Raw genomic sequence first — 20,977 nt, 5'->3', positions numbered from 1 at the left:
GCACTGGCTTTTAACACGCTGTTGAGTTCTCAAGAAACGGACACCCACCGCGCCGAACCCCGCTCTCGCGGACCCCGGCTCCGGGGCAACCCTTCTAACTTACCTGGTCCGCTCCCGTTGTCAAGCCGATCGGTGAAGATCTTTTTGACGGTCGGAGGCTTCCCAGTCCCCTGCGGCGACGACACACCCCCAGGCAGTGAACCTGGCGACGATCGTTCCGTAGGAGATGCCCTGCGGGCCGGCCACCTCGCGGCGTCCTGCATCCCTCTTGGGCTTTTCACCATCCTACATCAGCCCGAGCGCCGCTCGATCCGATTTTTGGAGGTCCCGTCCCCCTGGGCCGGCCGCCTTCCGGCGTCCCGCATCCCAACCGGGCTCCCACCCCGGGACAACCCGGCCTGCGGCCGGAGATATTCCCTGGTGGTCACCCGAGACCGGCCGCCTTCCGGCGTCCCGCGTCTCTCGGGGCACGGGGAACATTATGGGTACCCGCGAGCACCGTCAAACCGGGGAGCGGGCGCTTCTCCTCCCCCTTGTCACCCGCGCACACCTTCGCCCTCCGTGACCTCGTATTTCACGCACTACGTGCGCCGGGTCACAGTGGGGTAGCGTGCGCGGACGGCCCGTCCCGCCGCGCAACGCGGCCGGAGGCGGGCAGCGGCTCCCGGCACGTCCAGTCCGCCGAGGTCAGGAGGATCACCTCGTGAATGTGCCCGTCGCCATCCGCTCTTCCGCGGAACGCCTCGTGGTCGCCGCGACGATGGGGCCGACCGTCCATGACGTGCACGCCTGGCGGTTCAGGGTCGTCCCGGGATCGATCGAGCTGCACGCCGACCCGGAGCGGTTCAGGTCGACGCACGACCCCGCGGGACGCGGCCTCCATCTCAGCAGCGGCGCCGCGCTCGTCAACCTGCGCCTCGCCGCGGCCCAGCTCGGGCACGCGGCCGTGGTGCGGCTCCTGCCCGACCCGGAGCGGCCCTACGTCCTCGCGACGGTGCGCTTGGCCGGACGGCACCGGGTGACCCGCGCAGAACGTCTCCTGTACGCGGCGACGTTGAAGTCTCTCCCGGGGCACCGTCCCGCATCGGGGTTCCGGCCGCCGGTCCCCCTCGTCAACGAGTTGGGCGAGGCGGCGCGGCTGGAGGGAGCGGGGCTCCGTCCGCTCCCCGATGTTCCGGAGGCGCGAAGCCGGCGCGCCGTCCTCACCACCCGCGGCGACTCGCCGCCCGCGTGGCTCCGCGCCGGCCAGGCGCTCCAGCGGCTGCTGCTGAGCGGCGCGGTCCGGTCCGTCTCCGTCTCGTTCGTGTACGCGGCCGTCGACACGGCCGGTGCCGAGGCCCAGGACGTGACGGAGCCCGGCGAGGTGCCCCAGGTACTGCTCGAACTCACGCAGAGCCCGGACGCCCGTCTAAACGAGCCGCCTGTACGTCGACAGGACGAAGGACAGCGAAGCGGTCAGCGGGTCCGGTAGCGGACGCAGCCGCTCGCGGAGCAGGTCCGCCGGGACGTGGTGCGCACTCGGCCCCATCCCTACCAGCGTGGTGACCTCGTCGTGCGTCAGCACGGCCTCGGTCTCGATCTCCCGGCGCGAGTCGAACTTGAAGTAGCCCGCGAGGGCCGCGTCCATCCGCTCGGTCTTGCGCTTGTCGATCGTGAGGAGCCCCAGCGGCTCCACCAGGGTGGCGAGGTGCCGCGGTGACGGGGTCACGGTGAACAGCAGCCCGTCGTCGCGCAGCACCCGGTGGAACTCGGCCGCGTTGCGCGGTGCGAAGACGTTGACCACGACGTCGGCCGCGCCGTCGCGTACCGGGAGGGGGCGCCACAGGTCGGCGACGACGGCGCCCGCGCGGGGGTGGGCTTTGGCGGCGCGCCTGGCCGCGTGCTTGGAGATGTCCAGTGCGAGCCCGACCGCGCCGGGCGCCCGGTCGAGGATGCGGCCCAGGTAGTACCCGGTGCCGGCGCCCGCGTCCAGGACGAGGGACGGAGCGGCGCGGGACACCGCCAGCGCCAGGCGGTCGGCGGGTTCGGCGAAATGACCCGCCTTCAGGAACCCGTCGCGCGCGCGGACCATCTCCGGGGTGTCGGCCGTGCCCGGACGGGCGTTCCCTGGAAGCAGGTTCGCGTACCCCTGGCGCGCGATGTCGAAGGCATGCCCGCCGGGGCACCCGAGTCCGCGGTCGGCCAGTTCGAGGCCGGCTCCGCACACGGGGCACACCAGGCAAGCGACGACATCGGCGAGCATCCGTCCATCATCGTCCATGCCGGCCCGGTACCGGGCCGCGCCGCCCCGTTCTTTGCCCGGTGCCGCGCTCAGGAGTCGGCGCGCCGCCGGACGTCCTCCATGTCGAGGCCGCGGACCTGCTCGATCACGTTCTCCAGCACCGGCTCGGGCACCGCGCCCGGCTCGGCGAACACGATGAGCCCGTCCCGGATCGCCATCAGCGTGGGAATGGACCGGATGCCGAACCGCTGCGAGAGCTCCACCTCGGCATCGGTGTCGACCTTCCCGAAGACGATGTCCTCGTGCTTGGCCGCCGACTTTTCGAACACCGGCGCGAAGCGCTTGCACGGACCGCACCACTCGGCCCAGAAGTCGACGAGCACGATGCCCTCGGCCTGGGCCACCTCGTCGAAGTTGTCAGCGGTGAGTGTGACGGTCGCCATGTCGGTTTCTCCTCAGTCGGGGTATCAGGTCGTAGAGCGGCACACAGCCTCGCAGTATTCCCCGCCCGGGAATCACAGAGCGGTAATTAGCGTTCTCCACTTAGGGAGATCGCACCGGAGAAGGGTCAGGATGGCTGCAACCCGTACCAAGGGCGACAGGGTCGACGTCCCCGACAAGGATCTCGTCGGGGCATACCTCGACCGGATCGGCCGTACCCCCCTGCTCGACGCGCAGGAGGAGGTCGATCTGGCCAAGGCGATCGAAGGGGGCCTGTACGCCGAGCAGCTCCTCGCGGAGGGAAGGACGCCCGCGGGCGCCACCGCCGAGGAGCTGGAGGAGCTGGCCGCGGCGGGGCTGCGCGCGAAGCAGCGCTTCGTCGAGGCCAACTTGCGGCTCGTGGTCTCGATCGCCCGGAAATACCCGACCGACTCGTTGCCCCTCATCGACCTCATTCAGGAGGGGAACCTGGGGCTGATGCGCGCGGTGGAGAAGTTCGACTACCGCCGGGGCTTCAAGTTCTCTACATATGCGACATGGTGGATCAGGCAGGCCATCGGCCGCGGGCTCAGCCACACCGCCCGCACCATCCGGCTGCCGGTCCACGTGGAGGAGGAACTCTCCCGGCTGCGGCGCGCGGAGCGCCAGCTGGGCCGTGAACTCGGCAGGGAGCCGACCCGCGAGGAGCTCGCCGGGACCATCGGCGCCGACGCCGACCATGTGGACGAGCTGCTGCGCTGGCGGCGCGACCCGGCGAGCCTGGACGCGACCGTCGACGACGCGGGCGAGACGCCGATGGGCGACCTCCTGGAGGACCCGGAGGCCGTCACGCCGGAGGCGGAGATCCTGGCGCTGGACGACATCGAGGGCCTCGCCCGGCTGCTCGACCGGCTGCCGGAGCGCGAGTCCGCGATCCTGCGCGCCCGGTTCGGGATGGACAGCGGCCAGCCGCTGTCCTACGCCCAGATCGGCGCCCGGTACGGCCTGAGCCACAACCGGGTGCGGCAGATCACCGACCGTTCGCTGCGGCGGCTGCGGCAGCTGGCGAACGAGACGGATCTGAGCGGCCGCATGACGCTGACCGGCCCGCCGGCGGGCCCCGGCGCCCCCGACGCCCGGCGCGAGCACGCGGCGGCCGGGAACCGGGCCGCCTGACGGCGCCCGGTGCCCCCGCCCCCGCGAACCGGGCGGCCCCGCGGAGGGGTCCGCCCGGTTCGCCGTTCCGGGCCGGGCGGGCGGTGCCATAGCCTTTCAGGGTGAGTACCTCCGCCGTCACCGGGGACCTCGACGCCTGGCGCGCGCTCCCCGCCCTCCAGCAGCCCGAATGGGACGATCCCGACGAGGTCCGCGCGGTCGCCGCCGAGCTCGCGGCGCAGCCGCCGCTCGTCTTCGCCGGCGAGTGCGACCAGCTGAAGGCGCAGCTCGCGGACGTCGCGCGCGGTGAGGCGTTCGTCCTGCAGGGCGGCGACTGCGCCGAGACGTTCGAGGGGTCGAACGCCGACGCGGTCAAGAACAAGCTGAAGACGCTGCTGCAGATGGCGGTCGTGCTCACCTACGCGGCCAGCGTGCCGGTGGTGAAGGTCGGCAGGATGGCGGGCCAGTTCGCCAAGCCCCGCTCCAAGCCCGTGGAGGTGCGCGGCGGCGTGGAGCTGCCCGCCTACCGGGGCGACGCCGTCAACGGGTTCGCGTTCGACGCCGCGTCCCGCCGCAACGACCCGCGGCGGCTGCTGAAGGCCTACCACTGCTCGGCGGTGACGCTGAACCTGTGCCGGGCGTTCACCAAGGGCGGCTACGCCGACCTGCGCCAGGTGCACGCCTGGAACCGCGACTTCGTCCAGCAGAGCCCGGCGGGCCGCCGCTACGAGCAGCTCGCGGGCGAGATCGACCGAGCGCTGACCTTCATGAACGCGTGCGGGGCGAATCCGACCGAGTTCCACGAGGTCGAGCTCTACTCGAGCCACGAGGCGCTGCTGCTGGAGTACGAGCGGGCGCTGACCCGCATCGACCACCTCAGCGGGCTGCCCTACGACGTCTCCGCGCACTTCCTGTGGATCGGGGAGCGCACCCGGCAGCTGGACGGCGCCCACGTCGAGTTCCTGCGGCACATCCGCAACCCGATCGGGGTGAAGCTCGGCCCGACGACGTCCGCGGACGACGCGCTGGCGCTGATCGACCGGCTGAACCCCGACGCGGAGCCCGGCCGGCTCACCTTCATCACCCGGATGGGCGCCGGCCGGATCCGCGACGTGCTGCCGCCGCTGATCGAGAAGGTGCGGCAGAGCGGCGCGCCGGTCGCGTGGATCTGCGACCCGATGCACGGCAACACCTTCGAGGCGCCCAGCGGGCACAAGACCCGGCGGCTGGACGACGTGCTGGACGAGGTCGCGGGCTTCTTCGAGGTGCACCGGGCGCTCGGCACCCACCCGGGCGGCATCCACATCGAGTTCACCGGCGACGACGTCACCGAATGCGTCGGGGGCGGCCACGGTCTCGCCGAGGCCGACCTGCACCAGCGGTACGAGACGGCGTGCGACCCGCGGCTCAACCGGGGCCAGTCGCTCGACCTGGCGTTCATGGTGGCCGAGCTGTACCGCAAGTCGGTCTAGCGGCCCCCGGGCCCGTCCGTCCGGGCGGGCCCTTCCGGGGCGAGCCGGTGCGCGCGCTCCCACGACAGGGCGCCCGCCGCGGCACGTTCCAGGGCGGAGATCCGGCTCAGATGTCGACCTCGGCCCACACGACCTTGCCGCCGGTCACCGGGTCGGCGCCCCAGGAGTTCGCGAAGCGGTCGACGATGAACAGGCCGCGGTGCGACTCGTCCAGCGGGCCGGGGACGGTCAGCCGGGGCAGCTGGGCGGCGCGGTCGCGGACCTCGACGCGGACGCGGCCGCTGCCGCGCAGCAGCCGCAGCTCCAGGGCCGTCCCCGCGTGCCGGACGGCGTTGGCGACGAGTTCGGCCACGATCGCGGTGACGAGCTCCTCGCGGTCCATCAGCGCCCAGGTGCGCATGGTGCGGGCCGCGAGGCGCCGCGCGTACTCCACCGCCTCGGTCTGCGGCGCCGCGCGCAGTGTGGTCTCGGTCATCGGGTCGGTCACTCCGCCCGCTCGCCGTTCTTCATCGCGCTCACTCACCGCTCATCGGCCGCCGCCTCCTCCGCCGCGTCCTCGATGAGGAACCGGTCGAGCCCCGTGGTGCGCAGGACGTTCTCGACGCGGCCGTAGGCGCCCGTGACGGTCAGCTTCGCGTTCTGGGCGCGCGCGTGCTTGTACGCCCGGACGAGGACGTTCAGCCCGGAGGAGTCGCAGAAGTCCACCGCCGCGAGGTCGACGACCACCGCCCGCTCGCCCGCGTCCACGAGCTCGGTCAGCCGAGTGCGCAGCTCTTCGGAGGAGTGCAGGTCGATGGAGCCGCGCGCGGCGATCGTCGCGCGGCCGTCCTGTCGTGTCGTGTGCAAGGCAAGCCCCACGCCACCCCACCTTACCGATTGTTGGTCTCCATCATGACGCCCGTAGAACGATGAGGGCAATGTCGTCATTCGACGGCTCCGGGCCGAAATCGCGCACCGCGCGCTGGATGCGGGCGGCGACGGCGCCCGCGCTGAGCCCGGTGCAGTCGGCCAGCAGCCGTTCGAGGCCGTCGCCGTCGCCGAGCAGCCGGTTGCCGGAACGGCGTTCGGTGACGCCGTCGGTCACGCAGAGCAGGACCTCGCCCCGGCGCAGGTCGACGGTGTCGGTGTGGAAGTCGACACCGTCGAAGACGCCGAGCAGCGCCTGCGCCGTGGCCGCCTCGCGCACCTCGCCGTCCGTGCCGAGGACGAGCGGGAGCGGGTGGCCCGCGCTCGTCAGCCGGATCCGCACGCCGTCGGGGCGGCGGGTCGCGATCTCGCCGTGCAGCAGGGTGAGCAGCCGGCCCCGCTCGCCCTCGCCGAGGATGAGCCGGTTGAGCCGGGACAGCACGGCGGGGACGGACATGTTCTCGGCGGCGAGGATGCGCAGCGCGTGCCGGGCGAGGCCGGTGACGGCGGCCGCCTCGGGGCCGGTGCCGCACACGTCGCCGATCGCGAACCGCCAGCGGGACGCCGACGCGGGCCCGCCGGGCCCGGGACCGCTCTCGAACACGTCGTAGAAGTCGCCGCCGACCTCGCTGCCCTCCCCCGCCGGCTCGTACACGACGGCGACCTCCAGGCCCGGGATCTCGGGGATGCCGGGCGGCAGCAGGCTGCGCTGCAGCGCGCTGCTCATGGCGGTCTGCGCGGAGAACAGCCGCGCGTTGTCGACCGCGAGGGCGGCGCGGCGGCTGAGCTCCTCGGCCAGCTCGATCGCGCTGCGCGGGAACCGGTCGCCGGACGGGCGGCCGATGACGATGGTGCCGATGCGCCGCCCCCGGGCGATCAGCGGGAACGCGTAGACCTGGTCGGCGGCGGTGTCGCCGACGGCCGCCCGGACCTCCTCCGGGGCCGTGGCGAGGCCGTTCCAGGGGCCGGGGCCGTCCATCGGCGGTGCGGCGCCCGCGTGCTCCAGCAGCTCGCGGAGCCCGTCGGCGCGGTCCTCGTCGGCGTGCCACACGTAGGCGAGCCGGTCGGGCTCGCCCTCGGCGACGGTGTAGACGGCGCACCAGGTCGCCAGGCGGGGGACGACGAGCTGGGCGACCAGGGCCATCGTGCGCTCCTGGTCGAGGGTGCCCGCCAGCAGGTCGCTGGCCTCGGCGACGAAGCTGAGCCAGCCCCGCCAGGACCGTTCCAACTCCCCCACCCTGGCCTTCTCCAGGGAGAGCGACATCTCGTCCGCGAGCCGGCCGAGGCGGACGCCGTCCGCCTCGTCGAAGCGGCCCGGGGCGGACGAGACGGCCACCACGACGCCCGTGAGGCGCCCCTGGGACTCCAGCGGCGCGGCGGCCACGGAGCGGGCCCGCAGGGCCATGGCGGTCGGGTCGGTCTCGGCCGCGACCCACGGGGAGCCGGCGCGGGCGGCGGGGCCGAGCCCGGCCACCGACAGCTCGCCGAGCGGCAGCTCCGCGGCGGTGCCGGCGGACGAGCCCATGATCATGCGGCCGTCGCGCTCGGTGAGCAGGACGGCGGCGCCCTCGGCGCCGAGGATCTCTCGGGCGGTGGCGACGCCGTCCTCCATGGCCTCCACGGCGGCCGGGGAGCGCAGGAGGCGGTCGCCGGCCACGGGCATGTCGGCGGCGGCGTCGCCGAGGCCGGTCTCGCGGCCCTGCGCGCCCGGGGTCTCGCGGGCGGGCTCGCGGTCGCGCCGGCCGCGCTCGCGGTGCTTCGGGCCCCGGGCGGCCGGGCCGGCGGGGGTCTCGGCGGGGGCGGCGCCGGCGTCCTCGGCCCCGGCCGGGGCGGACGCCGCGCCGGGCCGGGCCAGCCGGAACCAGACGCCCTTGGTGCGGTGGTCGTAGGAGACGCCCCAGGAGGCGGCGAGCCGGGCGATCGACGGCAGCCCGCGGCCGCTGGAGGCGGTCACGCCGGGCATCTCGATACCGCGGGTGGGGTGCCGGTCGCGGACCTCGATCTTGATGTCGCCGTCCTCCAGCCGGCAGGTGACCTCGAAGGACGTCCCGGCATAGGCGACCGCGTTGGTGGCGAGCTCGCTGGTCGCCAGCACCGCGTCGTCGGCGGCCTCGTCCATGCCCCAGTCGGCCAGCACCTTCCGGACGAAGCGGCGCGCGTCCGCCACCGCCGCCGCGGCGGACGGGAAGATGGCCGACGCCGTCTGCCGATCCAAACGTCATCCCTTGCTCGAAGCGTCTCTGCCCCCGTCCGACCATCGTGGCAGACGGGTCGGCCGCGCGGCCACGAGAGCCGGGGGTGGGGGCTTCCGTGACGCGTCCGGCCTCGACGAACGCTACCTCCCGGCCACGACACGACAGACCGTAACACGAAGACTACGAGCGCGGACGCACGGCCATCGGCGTCCGATCACGGCTGGCCCGCGAACGGGTCCGGGCGCCGCGCGGGGACGTAGAGTACAGATGCGGCCGGAAGAGTGGGCCTGGGAGGCCGGCCGGGGGCCCGGTGGATGGGGGCCTTCGTCCGGGATTTCACTGACGTGTCCGGATTTTCGACGATCGCGGGCCAGGAGGATGAAGACAATGCCGCGTACCGCGTCACGTGCCCGCCCCGGCGGGTACCGCGACACGACCCCGCGCTACAGCGACGCCGACCTCGAGCCGCTGCTGAAGGCGCTGGTCGCCGTGCGGGACGGCAGGGCGAGGTCCGAGCTCGACGTGCCGGGCGAGGGCGCCGTGGCCGAGGCCGCGGCGATCCTGGAGGAGATCCGGCAGAACGAGCAGGAGCTGGCGTCGGGGCTGAGCCGCGTCCGCCGGGAGATCGGCCGGGAGGGCAAGCTGAGCGGGCGGCTGGCCGCGGGCGGCCTGCGCGGCTCGTGGGCGGCCTCGGTGGAGGACGCCAACGCGATCATCGACAAGCTCACCGACCTCGCGACCGGGATGAGCCGGGTGGTGGAGGCGGTCGCGGCCGGTGACCTGAGCCAGCGGGTCGAGCTGCGGGTGCGCGGCCGGCCCATGCGCGGCGAGCTGCTGCGCATGGCCAAGTCGGCCAACGGCATGGTGGAGCTGCTCGACCAGTTCACCTGGGAGGTCACCCAGTTCGCCCGCGAGGTCGGCACCGAGGGCCGCCTCGGCGGGCAGGCCCCGGCGCGCGGCATGACGGGCCGCTGGCGGGACGTGACGGCGTCGGTGAACGTGATGGCGGCGCGGCTCACCTCGCAGGTCCGCGACATCGCGGAGGTCACCACGGCGGTGGTGAAGGGCGACCTGACCCGCAAGGTCACGGTGGAGGCCAGCGGTGAGCTGCAGGAGCTGAAGCTCACCGTGAACACGATGGTCGACCAGCTGTCGGCGTTCGCCGACGAGGTGACGCGCGTCGCCCGCGAGGTCGGCACCGAGGGCCAGCTCGGCGGGCAGGCGAACGTGCGCGGCGTGAGCGGCGTCTGGAAGGACCTGACCGACAACGTCAACGCGATGGCGAACAACCTGACCAACCAGGTCCGCAACATCGCGCAGGTCACCACCGCCGTCGCGGACGGCGACCTCGGCAAGAAGATCACGGTCGACGCGCAGGGCGAGATCCTGCAGCTCAAGAACACGCTGAACACGATGGTCGACACGCTGTCGGCGTTCGCGGACGAGGTCACCCGCGTCGCCCGCGAGGTCGGCACCGAGGGCCGCCTCGGCGGCCAGGCGCGGGTCCCGGGCGTGAGCGGCGTCTGGAAGGACCTGACCAACAACGTCAACGGCATGGCGTCCAACCTGACCTACCAGGTCCGCAACATCGCGCAGGTCACCACCGCCGTCGCCGAGGGCGACCTCGGCAAGAAGATCACGGTCGACGCGCAGGGCGAGATCCTGGAGCTGAAGGACACCGTGAACGGGATGGTCGACACCCTGTCGGCGTTCGCCTCCGAGGTGACCCGCGTGGCCCGCGAGGTCGGCACCGAGGGCCGCCTCGGCGGCCAGGCGATCGTGCCCGGCGCCGGCGGCGTCTGGAAGGACCTGACCGACAACGTCAACGCGATGGCGAACAACCTGACCAACCAGGTGCGCGGGATCGCGCAGGTGACGACCGCGGTGGCGCAGGGCGACCTGACCCGCAAGATCGATGTGACCGCGCAGGGCGAGATCCTGCAGCTCAAGGACACCCTGAACACGATGGTCGACACGCTGTCGTCGTTCGCGTCCGAGGTCAGCCGCGTGGCCCGCGAGGTCGGCACCGAGGGCCGCCTCGGCGGCCAGGCGATCGTGCCCGGCGCCGGCGGCATGTGGAAGGACCTGACCGACAACGTCAACGGCATGGCGTCCAACCTGACCTACCAGGTCCGCAACATCGCGCAGGTCGCGACGGCCGTCGCGCACGGCGACCTGACCCGGCGCATCGACGTCAACGCGCAGGGCGAGATCCTGGAGCTGAAGACGACGCTGAACACGATGGTCGACACGCTGTCGTCGTTCGCGTCCGAGGTGACCCGCGTCGCCCGCGAGGTCGGCAGCGAGGGCCGGCTCGGCGGGCAGGCCGAGGTCGAGGGCGTGTCCGGCACCTGGAAGCGGCTGACCGAGAGCGTCAACGAGCTGGCCGGGAACCTCACCACGCAGGTGCGGGCGATCGGCGAGGTCGCGAGCGCGGTCGCCACCGGCGACCTCACCCGGACGATCACCGTGGAGGCGCGCGGCGAGGTCGCCGAGCTGTCCGACAACGTCAACCTGATGGTCGCGACGCTGCGCGAGACGACCCGCGCCAACGAGGAGCAGGACTGGCTCAAGACCAACCTGGCGCGGATCGGCGGGCTCATGCAGGGCCACCGGGACCTGCTCCAGGTCGCCGAGCTGATCATGCGGGAGCTGACCCCGACGGCGAGCGCCCAGTACGGCGCGTTCTATCTGGCCGAGGCCGCCGGCGAGGAGGTCGAGCTGGTCCTGATCGCCGGGTACGGGACGCGCCGGGGCCGCGACGGCGCGGTGCGGTTCGCGCTCGGCGAGGGCCTGGTCGGGCAGGCGGCGCAGGAGCGCCGGCCGCTGCTGATCGCGGACGCGCCCGCCGACTACGTCAAGATCGGGTCGGGGCTGGGCGAGGCGTCCCCGGTCAACATCATCGTGCTGCCGATCGTGTTCGAGGACGAGGTGCTCGGCGCGATCGAGCTGGCCTCCTTCGGCCGGTTCACCGACGTCCACCTGGCGTTCTTCAGCCAGCTGATCGAGACGATCGGGGTGACGCTGAACGCGATCCGCGCCAACGCGCGGACCGAGGCGCTGCTCGGCGAGTCGCAGCGGCTCGCGCAGGAGCTCCAGGAGCGCTCGGACGAGCTGCAGCGCCAGCAGGGCGAGCTGCGGCACTCCAACACCGAACTGGAGGAGAAGGCGGCGCTGCTGGCCCAGCAGAACCGCGCGATCGAGATCCAGAACTTCCAGATCGAGCAGGCCCGGCGGACGCTGGAGGAGCGCGCCGAGCAGCTGGCGATCTCCTCGCGGTACAAGTCGGAGTTCCTGGCGAACATGTCGCACGAGCTGCGCACTCCGCTGAACAGCCTGCTCGTGCTGGCCAAGCTGCTGTCGGAGAACCAGGACGGCAACCTCACCGACAAGCAGGTGGAGTTCGCCCGGACGATCCACGAGTCCGGCACCGACCTGCTGGAGCTGATCAACGACATCCTGGACCTGGCGAAGGTCGAGGCGGGGAAGATGGAGGCGCACCCGCAGCGGCTCGCGGTGTCCTCGCTGGTGGACTACGTGGACGCGACGTTCCGGCCGCTGTCGGTCGACAAGGGCCTGCAGTTCGGCGTGGAGGTCGCGCCGGACGTCCCGACCACGCTGAACACCGACGAGCAGCGGCTGCAGCAGGTGCTGCGGAACCTGCTGTCCAACGCGGTGAAGTTCACCGCGGAGGGCGAGGTCCGGCTGCTGATCGAGCGGGCCGGCGACATCGACTTCACGCTGCCGGCGCTGTGGAACACCCCGGACGTGATCGCCTTCCGGGTGATCGACACCGGGATCGGGGTCAGCGCCGACAAGCTGCAGGAGATCTTCGAGCCGTTCCAGCAGGCCGACGGGACCACGAGCCGCCGCTACGGCGGCACCGGGCTCGGCCTGTCGATCAGCCGGAACATCGCGCGGCTGCTCGGCGGGGAGATCCACGCGGAGAGCCAGCCGGGCCGCGGCAGCGTGTTCACCCTGTACCTGCCCGCCCAGTACAGCGAGCGCGAGGACCGGCGCCGTCCCGAGCCCTCGGCCGAGGCGGCCGGCGGCGGCCCGGGGCGGGAGGCCGACTTCGGTGCGGGCGCCGAGCAGGGCAACGGCGCCGTGGTGCGCCCGCTGCCCGCCGGCGCGGCCGAGACCGGCCCGCCGGCCGAGCAGAGGCCCCCGGCCACCGAGCCCGAGCCCGCGCTGAACGGCATGGTGGAGGAGCCCCCCACGGACTTCCTCGACACCGTCCTGTCGGGCCGCAAGGTGCTGATCGTCGACGACGACGTCCGGAACGTGTTCGCGCTCACCAGCGTGCTGGAGGGCTACGGGATGGAGGTCCTGTACGCCGAGGACGGGCAGGCCGGGATCGACCTGCTGCACCGCAACCCGGACGTGGCCGTCGTGCTGATGGACGTCATGATGCCGGGCCTGGACGGGTACGCGACCACGGCCGCGATCAGGGAGATGCCGCAGTTCGCCGACTTGCCGATCATCGTCATCACGGCCAAGGTGATGAAGGGCGACCGGGAGAAGAGCCTCGCCTCGGGCGCGTCGGACTACGTGCCGAAGCCCGTGGACGTGGACCATCTCCTCGACGTCATGAGGAACTGGCTGCAACCCTCCATCGTCCGCTGAGGAGAGGGGAGACCCGGGCAGTAGGGTCGCCTCGTGGGCCCGTCGCGGCCCGCGGGGGCGGGGAGCGAATTCGGAGAGGCGCGCGTGGACGACAAGGCGAAGATCCTGCTCGTGGACGACCGCGAGGAGAACCTGATCGCGCTGGAGGCCATCCTCAGCTCGCTCGACCAGGACCTGGTCCGGGCCCGGTCCGGTGAGGACGCGCTGAAGGCGCTGCTGACCGACGAGTACGCCGTCATCCTGCTGGACGTCGTCATGCCGGGCATGGACGGCTTCGAGACGGCCCGCGACATCAAGCGCCGCAAGAAGACCCGCGACCTGCCGATCATCTTCCTCACGGCCGTGAACAGCGACCCCGACTACGCGTTCCGCGGGTACGCGGCGGGCGCGGTCGACTTCATCTCCAAGCCGTTCGACCCGTGGGTGCTGCGCGCCAAGGTGTCGGTGTTCGTGGAGCTGCACACCAAGAACAAGCAGCTCCGCGACCAGACGGCGCTGCTGCGCGAACAGGCCGCGCTGCTCCGCGAGCAGCAGAACCTGCTGAGCGAGCGCTCGGGCGCGGGCTCGCCGGTCCCGGCCCTCGACCGGCTGGCGGCGGTGGAGGAGCAGGCGGAGGTCGTCGGCAAGCACCTGCCGGCGGCGCGCCGCGACGAGTACGACGAGCTGGCCCGTCGCCTGGCCGAGCTGCGCTCGGCCCTGGACGGCGCGGAGCCTCCGGCGTCCTGACCGGCGCGGCCGCGTGCCCGGCCCGGCGGGCCGGGCACCGTCGCGTCACGCGGACCCGTGTCACGCGGACCCGTGTCACGCGGGCCCGTGTCGGGCGGGGCCCTGTCAGGCGGAGGCTTCGAGGCGGGCCCGGGCGGCGGCGATGCGGGCGAGGGTGCGGTCGCGGCCGAGGATCTCCAGGGACTCGAACAGGGGGAGGCCCACGGTGCGGCCGGTGACGGCGACGCGGACGGGCGCCTGCGTCTTGCCGAGCTTGAGGCCGTGCTCGGCGCCGACGCGCTCCAGGCGGTCCTTCAGCTCGGCGGCGTTCCAGGGGGCGTCCCGGTAGGCGGCCTCGGCGGCCGCGAGGATGTCGGCGGCGGGCTCCTTCATCGCCTTCTTCCAGGACTGCTCGTCGGTCGGCGGCTCGTCCAGGAACGCGAAGTCGATCATCTGGACGATCTCCGAGAGCACCGCGATCCTGGTCTGGGCGAGCGGCGCGAGCTCGGCGAACACGGCGACGTCCACGTCGAAGGGGGCCCGCTCCAGGAAGGGCAGGCACTCGGCGATGAACTTCTCGACGGGCAGCGCGCGGATGTACTCGCCGTTGAACGAGCGGAGCTTCTTCTCGTCGAAGAACGCGGGCGAGGTGTTGACGTCCTCGATGCGGAACTCGTCGACGATCACGTCCCAGGGGACGATCTCGCGGTCGCCGGAGGGGGCCCAGCCGAGCAGCATCAGGTAGTTGCGCATGGCCTCGGCGAGGTAGCCCTCGGCGCGGTAGTCCTCCAGCGCGACCTTGTCGCGGCGCTTGGACAGCTTCTGCCGCTTCTCGTTGACGATGACGGGGACGTGCGCCCAGACGGGCGGCTCGACGCCGAGCGCCTCCCACAGCAGCTGCTGCTTGGGCGCGTTGGACAGGTGCTCCTCGCCGCGGACGACGTGGGTGATGCCCTGGCTCATGTCGTCGACCGCGTTGGCGAGCAGGAACGTGACCGACCCGTCGGCGCGGGCGATGACGAAGTCCTCCAGGACGGCGTTCTCGAAGACGGGCTTGCCGCGCAGCAGGTCGACGACGGTGGTCTGCCCCTCGTCGGGGGTGCGGAAGCGGAGGGCGCGTCCGGGGCCGGGCTCCAGGCCGCGGGTGCGGCAGAAGCCGTCGTAGCCCTTGTGCTGGTCGCCGGTGCGGGCGACGATCGCCTCCCGGCTGCAGTCGCAGTAGTAGGCGCGCCCCGCGTCCTTCAGCGTCTGGACGGCCTCGGCGTGCTTGTCGGCGTTGGCGGACTGGAAATAGGGGCCCTCGTACTGCTCGCCGTCCATCCCGAGCCAGGCGAGGGCGCGGATGATGCCCTCGGTCCATTCGGGGCTGTTGCGGGAGGCGTCGGTGTCCTCGATGCGCAGTACGAGCGTCCCGCCGGACTGGGCGGCCATCACCCAGTTGAACAGCGCCGATCGGGCGCCGCCGACATGGAACATGCCGGTCGGGGACGGGGCGAAGCGTACGCGGATCGAAGAGGTCGAAGACATGCCTCAAGGGTAGAGCGCACGGGCCCCCGCTCGCGCCGGGACCCGCGCGCCGCCGCGCATTCGGCGCTCCGGTTCAGGGCCTCCAGCGCGGGTCGCGGCCGGCGAGGCCGAGGAGCCGGTCGAGCAGGGGGGCGTCCTCCGCGACCGGCACCTCCGGCCCGAACGCGCCGTACTGGCGGCTGACGTCGGCCATCGCGACCGTCTGCTCCCAGGCCGCCTGGACCGTCTCCGGCGCGAACTCGGGCTCGCTCCCGGTGGCGACCGCGAGGTCCCAGCCGTGCAGGACGCTCTCGACGAACACGATGCCGCCGATGAAGCCGGCGGGCATGCCCTTCGCGCCGCCGGTGAGGCTGGTTTCGCCCTCCCAGGCCGCGGGGTCCTGCCACGCCTCGGCGGTCTTGCGGGACTGCTCTTCGAACAGTTCGGCCCAGCCTGACTCCGAGGTGAAGTCGTGGTCCTCCCCAGGGCCGGTGGGCGGCGCCTTGCGGGCGGCCGACTCACCCCGCCCGCTCCAGAGAATCAGGTGGTTCACCAGGGCCCGGACGTCCCATTCGGGGCATGGGGTGGGGGCGTCCAGCTCCGCCTCCGGTATCCGCAGGACGATCCGCGCCGCGACCTCGGCGGCGGGGAGCATCTGGCTCCGTATGTCCATGGCCTTCTCTTCGCTCATCAGTTCGAACATGTGTCCACGGTAGGGCGGGGACGCGGCCCGGGTCTTGAAGAAACGCGACACCGGTAGCCTGGATCCCGATGGACCGATCCCTACCCGGCGGGACGCGCGGCATCCTGCGCCCCCGGACGGGCCTGGAGCGCTTCGACGTGGAGCGGATCGCGCCCTGCCCCGCGCTCGCCCCGTTCGTGGCGAACTTCTGGGTGCTCCGGTGGGACCTGCGAGGACGGCCACCGCACCGGCAGCAGGTGCTCACGCGCCCGTCCGTGCACGTCACGTTCACCAGTTACCTGACTTCGGGGGCGACGCGCGCGCGGATCGCGGGCGTGGTCCGCGACGAGTTCGTGGAGGAGATCCACGGTGAGGGCCGCGTGGTCGGGGCCGCGTTCCGGCCCGGCGGTTTCCGGCCGTTCATGGACGCGCCCGCCGCCACGCTGACCGGCCGCTTCGCGGGGGTGGACGAGGTGTTCGGCGCGGCGGGGCTCGCACTCGCCCGGGAGGTCTTCGCTGCGGCGAGCGCCGAGGAGGGCGTCGCTCTGCTGGAGGGGTTCCTCGCCGATACGGCCCCCGAGCCCGACCCGTCGGCCGAGCGGGCCGCGGCGGTGGTGGCGCGGATCGCGGAGCGCCCCGGCCTCGTCCGGGTGGACGAGCTGGCCGCCGAGGAGGGGCTCAGCGTGCGGGGGCTGCAGCGCCTGTTCCACGAGTACGTGGGCATCAACCCGAAATGGGTGATCCGGCGGTTCCGGATGCAGGAGGCCGCCGAGCGCGCCGCGTCGGGCGCGGCGATCGATTGGGCGGCGCTGGCGGTGGAACTGGGCTACGCCGACCAGGCGCACTTCACCCGCGACTTCACCGCGGCGGTCGGGACGCCGCCCGCGCGGTACGCCCGCGAGGCGGGCCCTGGCAGTATCGGGGCATGACCGTCCCGCAGCCCTCCCCCGGCGACCGCGATCCCCTCGACGACCTGGACGCCTTCGGGGCGCTGGCGGCCCGAAGGCTCGACTCGTTCGCGCACACGACCGTCCCGGACGCGCCCGGCCTGCGCCGCGCCGGGGTGGTGCTGTGCGCGGTCGAGCACGGCGGCGTCCCGGCGGTGATCCTGATCAAGCGCGCCTACCGGGGCCGCAACGCGGGCCAGTGGGGGCTCCCGGGCGGGCGGCTGGAGGACGGCGAGACCGCCGAGGAGGCGGCGCTGCGCGAACTGCACGAGGAGATCGGCCTGGCCGCGGGGCCCGCGGACGTCCTCGGCCGGCTCGACGACTTCCCCGCCAGCTCCGGCTTCGCGATCACGCCGGTCGTGGTGGCGCTGCGGGATCCGGGGCCGCTCGCGCCGAACCCGGACGAGGTCCACTCCGTCCACTACGCGAGCCTGCGGAGGCTGGCCGACGACGACACCCCGCACTGGCTCCCGCAGCCGGACGGCGGGAGCCTCCTGCAGATGCGGCTCGGCCCGAGGTGGCGCGTGCACGCCCCGACCGGCGCGATGCTGTGGCAGTTCCGGGAGGTCGTGCTGCTCGGCAGGCCGGCCAGGGTCGCCGGTTTCGCCCAGCCTGACTGGACGCGCAGCTGACCCGGCCGGCCCGCCCCTCCCGGCCACGGCTCAGAAGGTGCCGCCGTCCACGACGATCCGCTGCCCGGTGACGTAGGACGCGCCGTCCGAGACCAGGAACCGCACGACGTCGGCGACCTCTTCGGGCGAGCACACGTGCCCGTACGGGGACACGGCGTCCTGCTGCCGGATGTCCTCCACGCCCGCGGTGGCGCGCACGAGCCGGCGCCCCATGTCGGTGTCGACCAGGCCGGGCGCGACCACGTTGACGTGCATGCCGTGGCCGCGCTCCTCCTTGGCGAGGACCTGCGCGAGCGCCTCCATCGCGGCCTTGCCCATCGCGTAGGGGCCGCCGAACGCCGGCATGAAGTCGGTGACAACGCTGGAGACGAACACGATGTCGCCGCGCTCGGCCCGGCGCAGCAGCGGCAGCAGCGCCTGGCTGACGTGGTGCGGGCCGAACGCGTGCACGCGCAGGACCCGCTCCAGCTCGGCCGGGTCGGTGTCGGCGACGCTGTTGCCGCGGCTGGCGATCCCGGCGCTGTGCACGAGGATGTCGAGGGAGCCGAACTCCTCCTCGACCCGCGCGGCGAGCCCGCGGCACTCGTCCACGCTGTCGACCGAGGCGCGGAACGCGCGGCCCCGCGCCCCGGCGGCCTCGATGTCGGCGACGGTCTTGCGGGCCGCCTCCTCGTCCCGCCGGTAGGCGATGCCCACCCGCGCCCCGTCGGCGGCCAGGGCGAGCGCGATCGCCCTGCCGATCCCGCGGCTGCCTCCGGTGACCAGGGCGGTACGGCCGGCGAGTGGACTCATGGGGGCACTCCTTCGTCAGGGGTCGCTTACCAGGGTCCATCCTGCACGTCCGCGGGGTTCGGGCGTAAGCGGCCTCCCGGTGAGCGGCCTCCGGCTTGTGCGGCCCGGCGTGATCTTCAGGTCGCCGGGACGGCCTCGATCACGTGGTACGCGGAGGGAGGCAGCGGCCCGGTGAACGAGACGCCGCTGAACCCGGCCGCGTCCAGCAGGTCGCGGAACTCGGCCTCGGAGCGCTCGCGCCCGCCGGTGCAGACGAGCATGTTGAGGTCGTTGCGGACGATGCCGGCCGTCTCCGGGGTGACCGTCTCCGGCATCACCTGCTCCAGGATGACGACGCGCGCGCCGGGCTCCATCGCCGCGCGGACGTTCCGCAGGATGGCGGTCGCCTTGTCGTCGCTCCAGTCGTGCAGGACGCTCTTGAGGACGTAGGCGTCCGCGCCCCCGGGCACGGACTCGAAGAAGTCGCCCGGCACGATCTCGGCGCGGCCGGCGACGTCCGCCAGCGTGCCCGGCGCGGCGTCGAGCCCGGCGGGCAGGTCGACCAGCATGCCGCGCACGCCGGGGTTCGCCCGCAGGATCGCGGCGAGCAGTGTGCCGTCGCCGCCGCCGAGGTCCGCGACCGTCCCGTAGCGGGAGAAGTCGTGGGCCCCGATGATCCCGGGCGCGACCGCGCGGGTGTGCTCGGCCATCGCCGCGTTGAACGTCGCCGACAGCTCCGGGTCGGACGCGAAGTGCTCGAACGAGGCGTGCCCGGTCACCCGCTTCCAGGCGTACTCCCCCGTGCGCAGCGTCCCGGTCATGTCGCCCCACGTCCGCCACACCTCGGGGCCGCAGAACAGCCTGACCAGCGCGCGGACCGAGTCGGGCGCGTCCGCGCGGAGGCGCTGCCCCTCGGCGGTCAGCGCGAACAGGTCCCGCTCCTTCTGCTCGACGGCGCCCAGGGTGGCGAGGCCGCGCAGCAGGCGGAGCAGGGACGGCGCGTGGGTGCCGGTCGCCTCGGCCAGCTCCCCGCTCGACTTCGGGCCGCCGGCCATCGCGTCGGCCAGCCCTATCTCGGCGGCCGTGTGCACGATCTGCGCCGGCATGTAGCCGAAGGCCAGGTCCAGTAGTGGTGATCTCGACATCGTCGGCTCCTTTTCCGTTCGTCCGAGGACGCTACGGACCGCCGCCGCATGCCGTCTTGGACGAATGGAACCTCCCGGGCCGGGCCGGGGCCGCGCGCGGGCCGGTCAGCGGGTGAGGGCGCGGAGCCAGGTCTCGGCGGCGTCGAGGTGGTCGTCGGTGAGGCCGGTGAGCGGGTCGATCTCCACGAGGAGGTGCTCGGCGACGCCCGGTTCACCGGCGATGCACGCGGTCGCGTCCGGCTCGTCCTCGAACCACACGAAGGGGCGGCCCTCCGCCCACGCGGCCACGTGCCGGGCCTTCCACGCGCCGAGCGAGCGGCCCTCCGCCCTGCCGGGGTAGGCCGGGATCGGTACGTACGGCAGTTCCGGCAGCCCGACCCTCGGCGCGATCCAGCCGTTGGCGTGGTCGCACCAGTAGCTCGCCCAGGCCAGTTCGGCGCCGACCGACTCGGCGAGGCGGAGCAGCGCGGGGCCGTGCGCCGGGTTGAGCCATAGATGGAACGTCTGGCCGTTCGGCGAGGCCCGGTGCCGTCTGAACCCGCGATGGGGCCTCTTGAACGGATTGAGCACCCCGTCGACGTCCAGCAGCAGCACCGGCGACCCCATACACCGGACGGTACGTCATCGCGGGCGTCCGGCAGAAGGTCATTTCGCGCACCGTGTTCCGGCGCGCGCTCTGCGGGCATCCTGCGGGCATGTGCCGACTGTTCGGGATGACCACGGGCGGGCCGCGCGTCCACGCCACGTTCTGGCTGCTGGACGCGCCCGAGAGCCTGGAGTTCCAGTCCCGCCGCATGCCGGACGGGACGGGGCTCGGCTGGTTCTCGCTCGGCGAGGAGCCCGTCCGCGACCGCGCGCCGATCGCGGCGTTCCAGGACGCCGACTTCAACTCCGAGGCCCGCAACATCGTGTCGCACACGTTCATATCGCACGTCCGCTATGCCTCGACGGGGGCTCCGGACGTCCACAACTCGCACCCGTTCGTCATGGACGACCGGCTGTTCGCCCACAACGGCGTGGTGCGCGGCCTGGACGACCTCGGCTCGTGGCTCACCGACGTGGACTGCCCGCAGATCCAGGGCCAGACCGACTCGGAGCTGGTCTTCGCCTACATCACCGCCGAGATCCGGCGGCACGGCGACACCACCGCGGGGCTGGTCGCGGCCGTGCGCCGCATCGCCGCCGAACTTCCCCTGTTCGCGCTGAACATCCTGCTCGCCGAGTCGCGTCGGATGTGGGCGCTGCGGTACCCGGACACCCACGAGCTGTGGGTGCTCAGGCCCACGCTGGACAGTCCGGGCCCCGCACGGCGCCTGGGCTCGGGCCACGAGCCCGGCCAGGTGACGGTGGCGGCGCACCGGGTGGGGTGCCCGGGGATGGTCCTCGCCAGCGAGCCGATGGACGACGACCCCGACTGGCGGCTCCTCGAACCCGGCGAACTGCTCATGCAGGACGGCCTGCACTCGTCCTCGGAGTTCCCGTTCGACGCGCCCGCGCACCAGCTGACGCCCGCGGACCTGTCGCCGGCGGAATCCACCTCCCAGGCCTGATCGACCTCGCCGGTCCGATCGACCCCGCGGCTCTGATCGACTCC

18 protein-coding genes are annotated in these 20,977 nt (G+C 73.0%); 8 read left to right on the top strand and 10 right to left on the bottom strand.

Annotated elements, in window-relative coordinates; translation table 11 throughout:
* Positions 1-703 precede the first annotated feature (703 nt).
* Positions 704-1,471, top strand: a complete 768-nt coding sequence (locus tag CHF16_RS27520; protein ID WP_179271725.1) for a nitroreductase family protein — start codon at positions 704-706, stop codon at positions 1,469-1,471.
* Here the strand turns inward: CHF16_RS27520 and CHF16_RS27515 are convergent.
* A complete protein-coding gene (locus tag CHF16_RS27515; protein ID WP_245869317.1) occupies positions 1,409-2,260 on the bottom strand; it encodes a putative RNA methyltransferase in 852 nt (283 codons plus the stop codon). The genes CHF16_RS27520 and CHF16_RS27515 overlap by 63 nt on opposite strands.
* 50 nt (positions 2,261-2,310) lie before the next feature.
* Positions 2,311-2,664, bottom strand: coding sequence for a thioredoxin (gene trxA / locus CHF16_RS27510; protein ID WP_089329035.1), 354 nt, complete (start codon positions 2,662-2,664; stop codon positions 2,311-2,313).
* A 130-nt stretch (positions 2,665-2,794) separates the two neighbouring features.
* Between trxA and CHF16_RS27505 the strand changes: the two genes are divergently transcribed.
* Entirely contained in the window at positions 2,795-3,817 is a 1,023-nt protein-coding gene (locus tag CHF16_RS27505) for a sigma-70 family RNA polymerase sigma factor (protein ID WP_245869314.1), read from the top strand.
* 101 nt (positions 3,818-3,918) lie between these two features.
* Positions 3,919-5,268 (top strand): class II 3-deoxy-7-phosphoheptulonate synthase, encoded by a 1,350-nt coding sequence (locus tag CHF16_RS27500; RefSeq protein ID WP_089329034.1) that lies wholly within the window; start codon positions 3,919-3,921, stop codon positions 5,266-5,268.
* A gap of 106 nt (positions 5,269-5,374) precedes the next feature.
* Here CHF16_RS27500 and CHF16_RS27495 read toward each other — a convergent pair whose 3' ends face one another.
* The 3 genes from CHF16_RS27495 to CHF16_RS27485 are packed head-to-tail and all read right to left on the bottom strand — an operon-like array spanning position 5,375 to position 8,389.
* Entirely contained in the window at positions 5,375-5,743 is a 369-nt protein-coding gene (locus tag CHF16_RS27495; protein ID WP_067638735.1) for an ATP-binding protein, read from the bottom strand.
* A gap of 44 nt (positions 5,744-5,787) precedes the next feature.
* Positions 5,788-6,126, bottom strand: coding sequence for an STAS domain-containing protein (locus tag CHF16_RS27490; RefSeq protein ID WP_089329033.1), 339 nt, complete (start codon positions 6,124-6,126; stop codon positions 5,788-5,790).
* Positions 6,127-6,157: 31 nt separating this feature from the next.
* Positions 6,158-8,389 carry a SpoIIE family protein phosphatase gene (locus CHF16_RS27485; RefSeq protein ID WP_089329032.1) on the bottom strand — a complete coding sequence of 744 codons (2,232 nt, stop codon included), beginning with the start codon at positions 8,387-8,389 and terminating at the stop codon, positions 6,158-6,160.
* 367 nt (positions 8,390-8,756) lie between these two features.
* Here CHF16_RS27485 and CHF16_RS27480 point away from each other — a divergent pair, with 367 nt between their 5' ends.
* Complete coding sequence (locus CHF16_RS27480; RefSeq protein ID WP_245869311.1) at positions 8,757-12,995, top strand: hybrid sensor histidine kinase/response regulator; 4,239 nt, start codon at positions 8,757-8,759, stop codon at positions 12,993-12,995.
* An 84-nt stretch (positions 12,996-13,079) separates the two neighbouring features.
* Complete coding sequence (locus tag CHF16_RS27475) at positions 13,080-13,721, top strand: response regulator (protein WP_089329030.1); 642 nt, start codon at positions 13,080-13,082, stop codon at positions 13,719-13,721.
* A 105-nt stretch (positions 13,722-13,826) separates the two neighbouring features.
* Here the strand turns inward: CHF16_RS27475 and gltX are convergent, their stop codons facing one another.
* Positions 13,827-15,227, bottom strand: a complete 1,401-nt coding sequence (gene gltX, locus CHF16_RS27470; protein WP_089329029.1) for a glutamate--tRNA ligase — start codon at positions 15,225-15,227, stop codon at positions 13,827-13,829.
* 73 nt (positions 15,228-15,300) lie between these two features.
* A complete protein-coding gene (locus tag CHF16_RS27465) occupies positions 15,301-15,909 on the bottom strand; it encodes a TIGR03086 family metal-binding protein (protein WP_245869308.1) in 609 nt (202 codons plus the stop codon).
* Between the two features lie 68 nt (positions 15,910-15,977).
* Here CHF16_RS27465 and CHF16_RS27460 point away from each other — a divergent pair, with 68 nt between their 5' ends.
* Positions 15,978-16,817, top strand: a complete 840-nt coding sequence (locus CHF16_RS27460) for a helix-turn-helix domain-containing protein (RefSeq protein WP_089329028.1) — start codon at positions 15,978-15,980, stop codon at positions 16,815-16,817.
* Entirely contained in the window at positions 16,814-17,467 is a 654-nt protein-coding gene (locus tag CHF16_RS27455) for an NUDIX hydrolase (protein WP_089329027.1), read from the top strand. The genes CHF16_RS27460 and CHF16_RS27455 overlap by 4 nt, the downstream gene beginning before the upstream one ends.
* A 30-nt stretch (positions 17,468-17,497) precedes the next feature.
* On the opposite strand, the gene CHF16_RS27450 is transcribed toward CHF16_RS27455, so the two are convergent.
* The 3 genes from CHF16_RS27450 to CHF16_RS27440 all read right to left on the bottom strand — a co-directional run bounded on the left by CHF16_RS27450 (position 17,498) and on the right by CHF16_RS27440 (position 19,989).
* On the bottom strand, positions 17,498-18,259 hold the full coding sequence (locus CHF16_RS27450; protein ID WP_089329026.1) for an SDR family NAD(P)-dependent oxidoreductase: 762 nt from the start codon (positions 18,257-18,259) through the stop codon (positions 17,498-17,500).
* A gap of 116 nt (positions 18,260-18,375) precedes the next feature.
* Positions 18,376-19,383 carry a methyltransferase gene (locus CHF16_RS27445; protein ID WP_089329025.1) on the bottom strand — a complete coding sequence of 336 codons (1,008 nt, stop codon included), beginning with the start codon at positions 19,381-19,383 and terminating at the stop codon, positions 18,376-18,378.
* 105 nt (positions 19,384-19,488) lie between these two features.
* On the bottom strand, positions 19,489-19,989 hold the full coding sequence (locus tag CHF16_RS27440; protein ID WP_089329024.1) for an HAD domain-containing protein: 501 nt from the start codon (positions 19,987-19,989) through the stop codon (positions 19,489-19,491).
* Positions 19,990-20,078: 89 nt separating this feature from the next.
* On the opposite strand from CHF16_RS27440, the gene CHF16_RS27435 reads away from it, so the two are divergent.
* Positions 20,079-20,933 (top strand): class II glutamine amidotransferase, encoded by an 855-nt coding sequence (locus tag CHF16_RS27435; RefSeq protein ID WP_089329048.1) that lies wholly within the window; start codon positions 20,079-20,081, stop codon positions 20,931-20,933.
* The last annotated feature ends 44 nt before the right edge of the window (positions 20,934-20,977 follow it).

Origin of the sequence: Actinomadura meyerae, assembly GCF_900188445.1 — a bacterium.
GTDB lineage: Bacteria > Actinomycetota > Actinomycetes > Streptosporangiales > Streptosporangiaceae > Spirillospora > Spirillospora meyerae.
Note: the sequence above shows the minus strand (reverse complement) of the source record. Positions and strands in the feature narration are given on the sequence as shown.

Bases quoted from the DNA above. Each gene is read 5' to 3' on its own strand.
- CHF16_RS27495 (WP_067638735.1), bottom strand. From the start codon at position 5,743: ATGACCGAGACCACACTGCGCGCGGCGCCGCAGACCGAGGCGGTGGAG.
- CHF16_RS27450 (WP_089329026.1), bottom strand. From the start codon at position 18,259: ATGAGTCCACTCGCCGGCCGTACCGCCCTGGTCACCGGAGGCAGCCGC.
- CHF16_RS27460 (WP_089329028.1), top strand. From the start codon at position 15,978: ATGGACCGATCCCTACCCGGCGGGACGCGCGGCATCCTGCGCCCCCGG.
- trxA (WP_089329035.1), bottom strand. From the start codon at position 2,664: ATGGCGACCGTCACACTCACCGCTGACAACTTCGACGAGGTGGCCCAG.
- CHF16_RS27440 (WP_089329024.1), bottom strand. From the start codon at position 19,989: ATGGGGTCGCCGGTGCTGCTGCTGGACGTCGACGGGGTGCTCAATCCG.
- gltX (WP_089329029.1), bottom strand. From the start codon at position 15,227: ATGTCTTCGACCTCTTCGATCCGCGTACGCTTCGCCCCGTCCCCGACC.
- CHF16_RS27455 (WP_089329027.1), top strand. From the start codon at position 16,814: ATGACCGTCCCGCAGCCCTCCCCCGGCGACCGCGATCCCCTCGACGAC.
- CHF16_RS27435 (WP_089329048.1), top strand. From the start codon at position 20,079: ATGTGCCGACTGTTCGGGATGACCACGGGCGGGCCGCGCGTCCACGCC.
- CHF16_RS27505 (WP_245869314.1), top strand. From the start codon at position 2,795: ATGGCTGCAACCCGTACCAAGGGCGACAGGGTCGACGTCCCCGACAAG.
- CHF16_RS27480 (WP_245869311.1), top strand. From the start codon at position 8,757: ATGCCGCGTACCGCGTCACGTGCCCGCCCCGGCGGGTACCGCGACACG.
- CHF16_RS27445 (WP_089329025.1), bottom strand. From the start codon at position 19,383: ATGTCGAGATCACCACTACTGGACCTGGCCTTCGGCTACATGCCGGCG.
- CHF16_RS27515 (WP_245869317.1), bottom strand. From the start codon at position 2,260: ATGGACGATGATGGACGGATGCTCGCCGATGTCGTCGCTTGCCTGGTG.
- CHF16_RS27465 (WP_245869308.1), bottom strand. From the start codon at position 15,909: ATGTTCGAACTGATGAGCGAAGAGAAGGCCATGGACATACGGAGCCAG.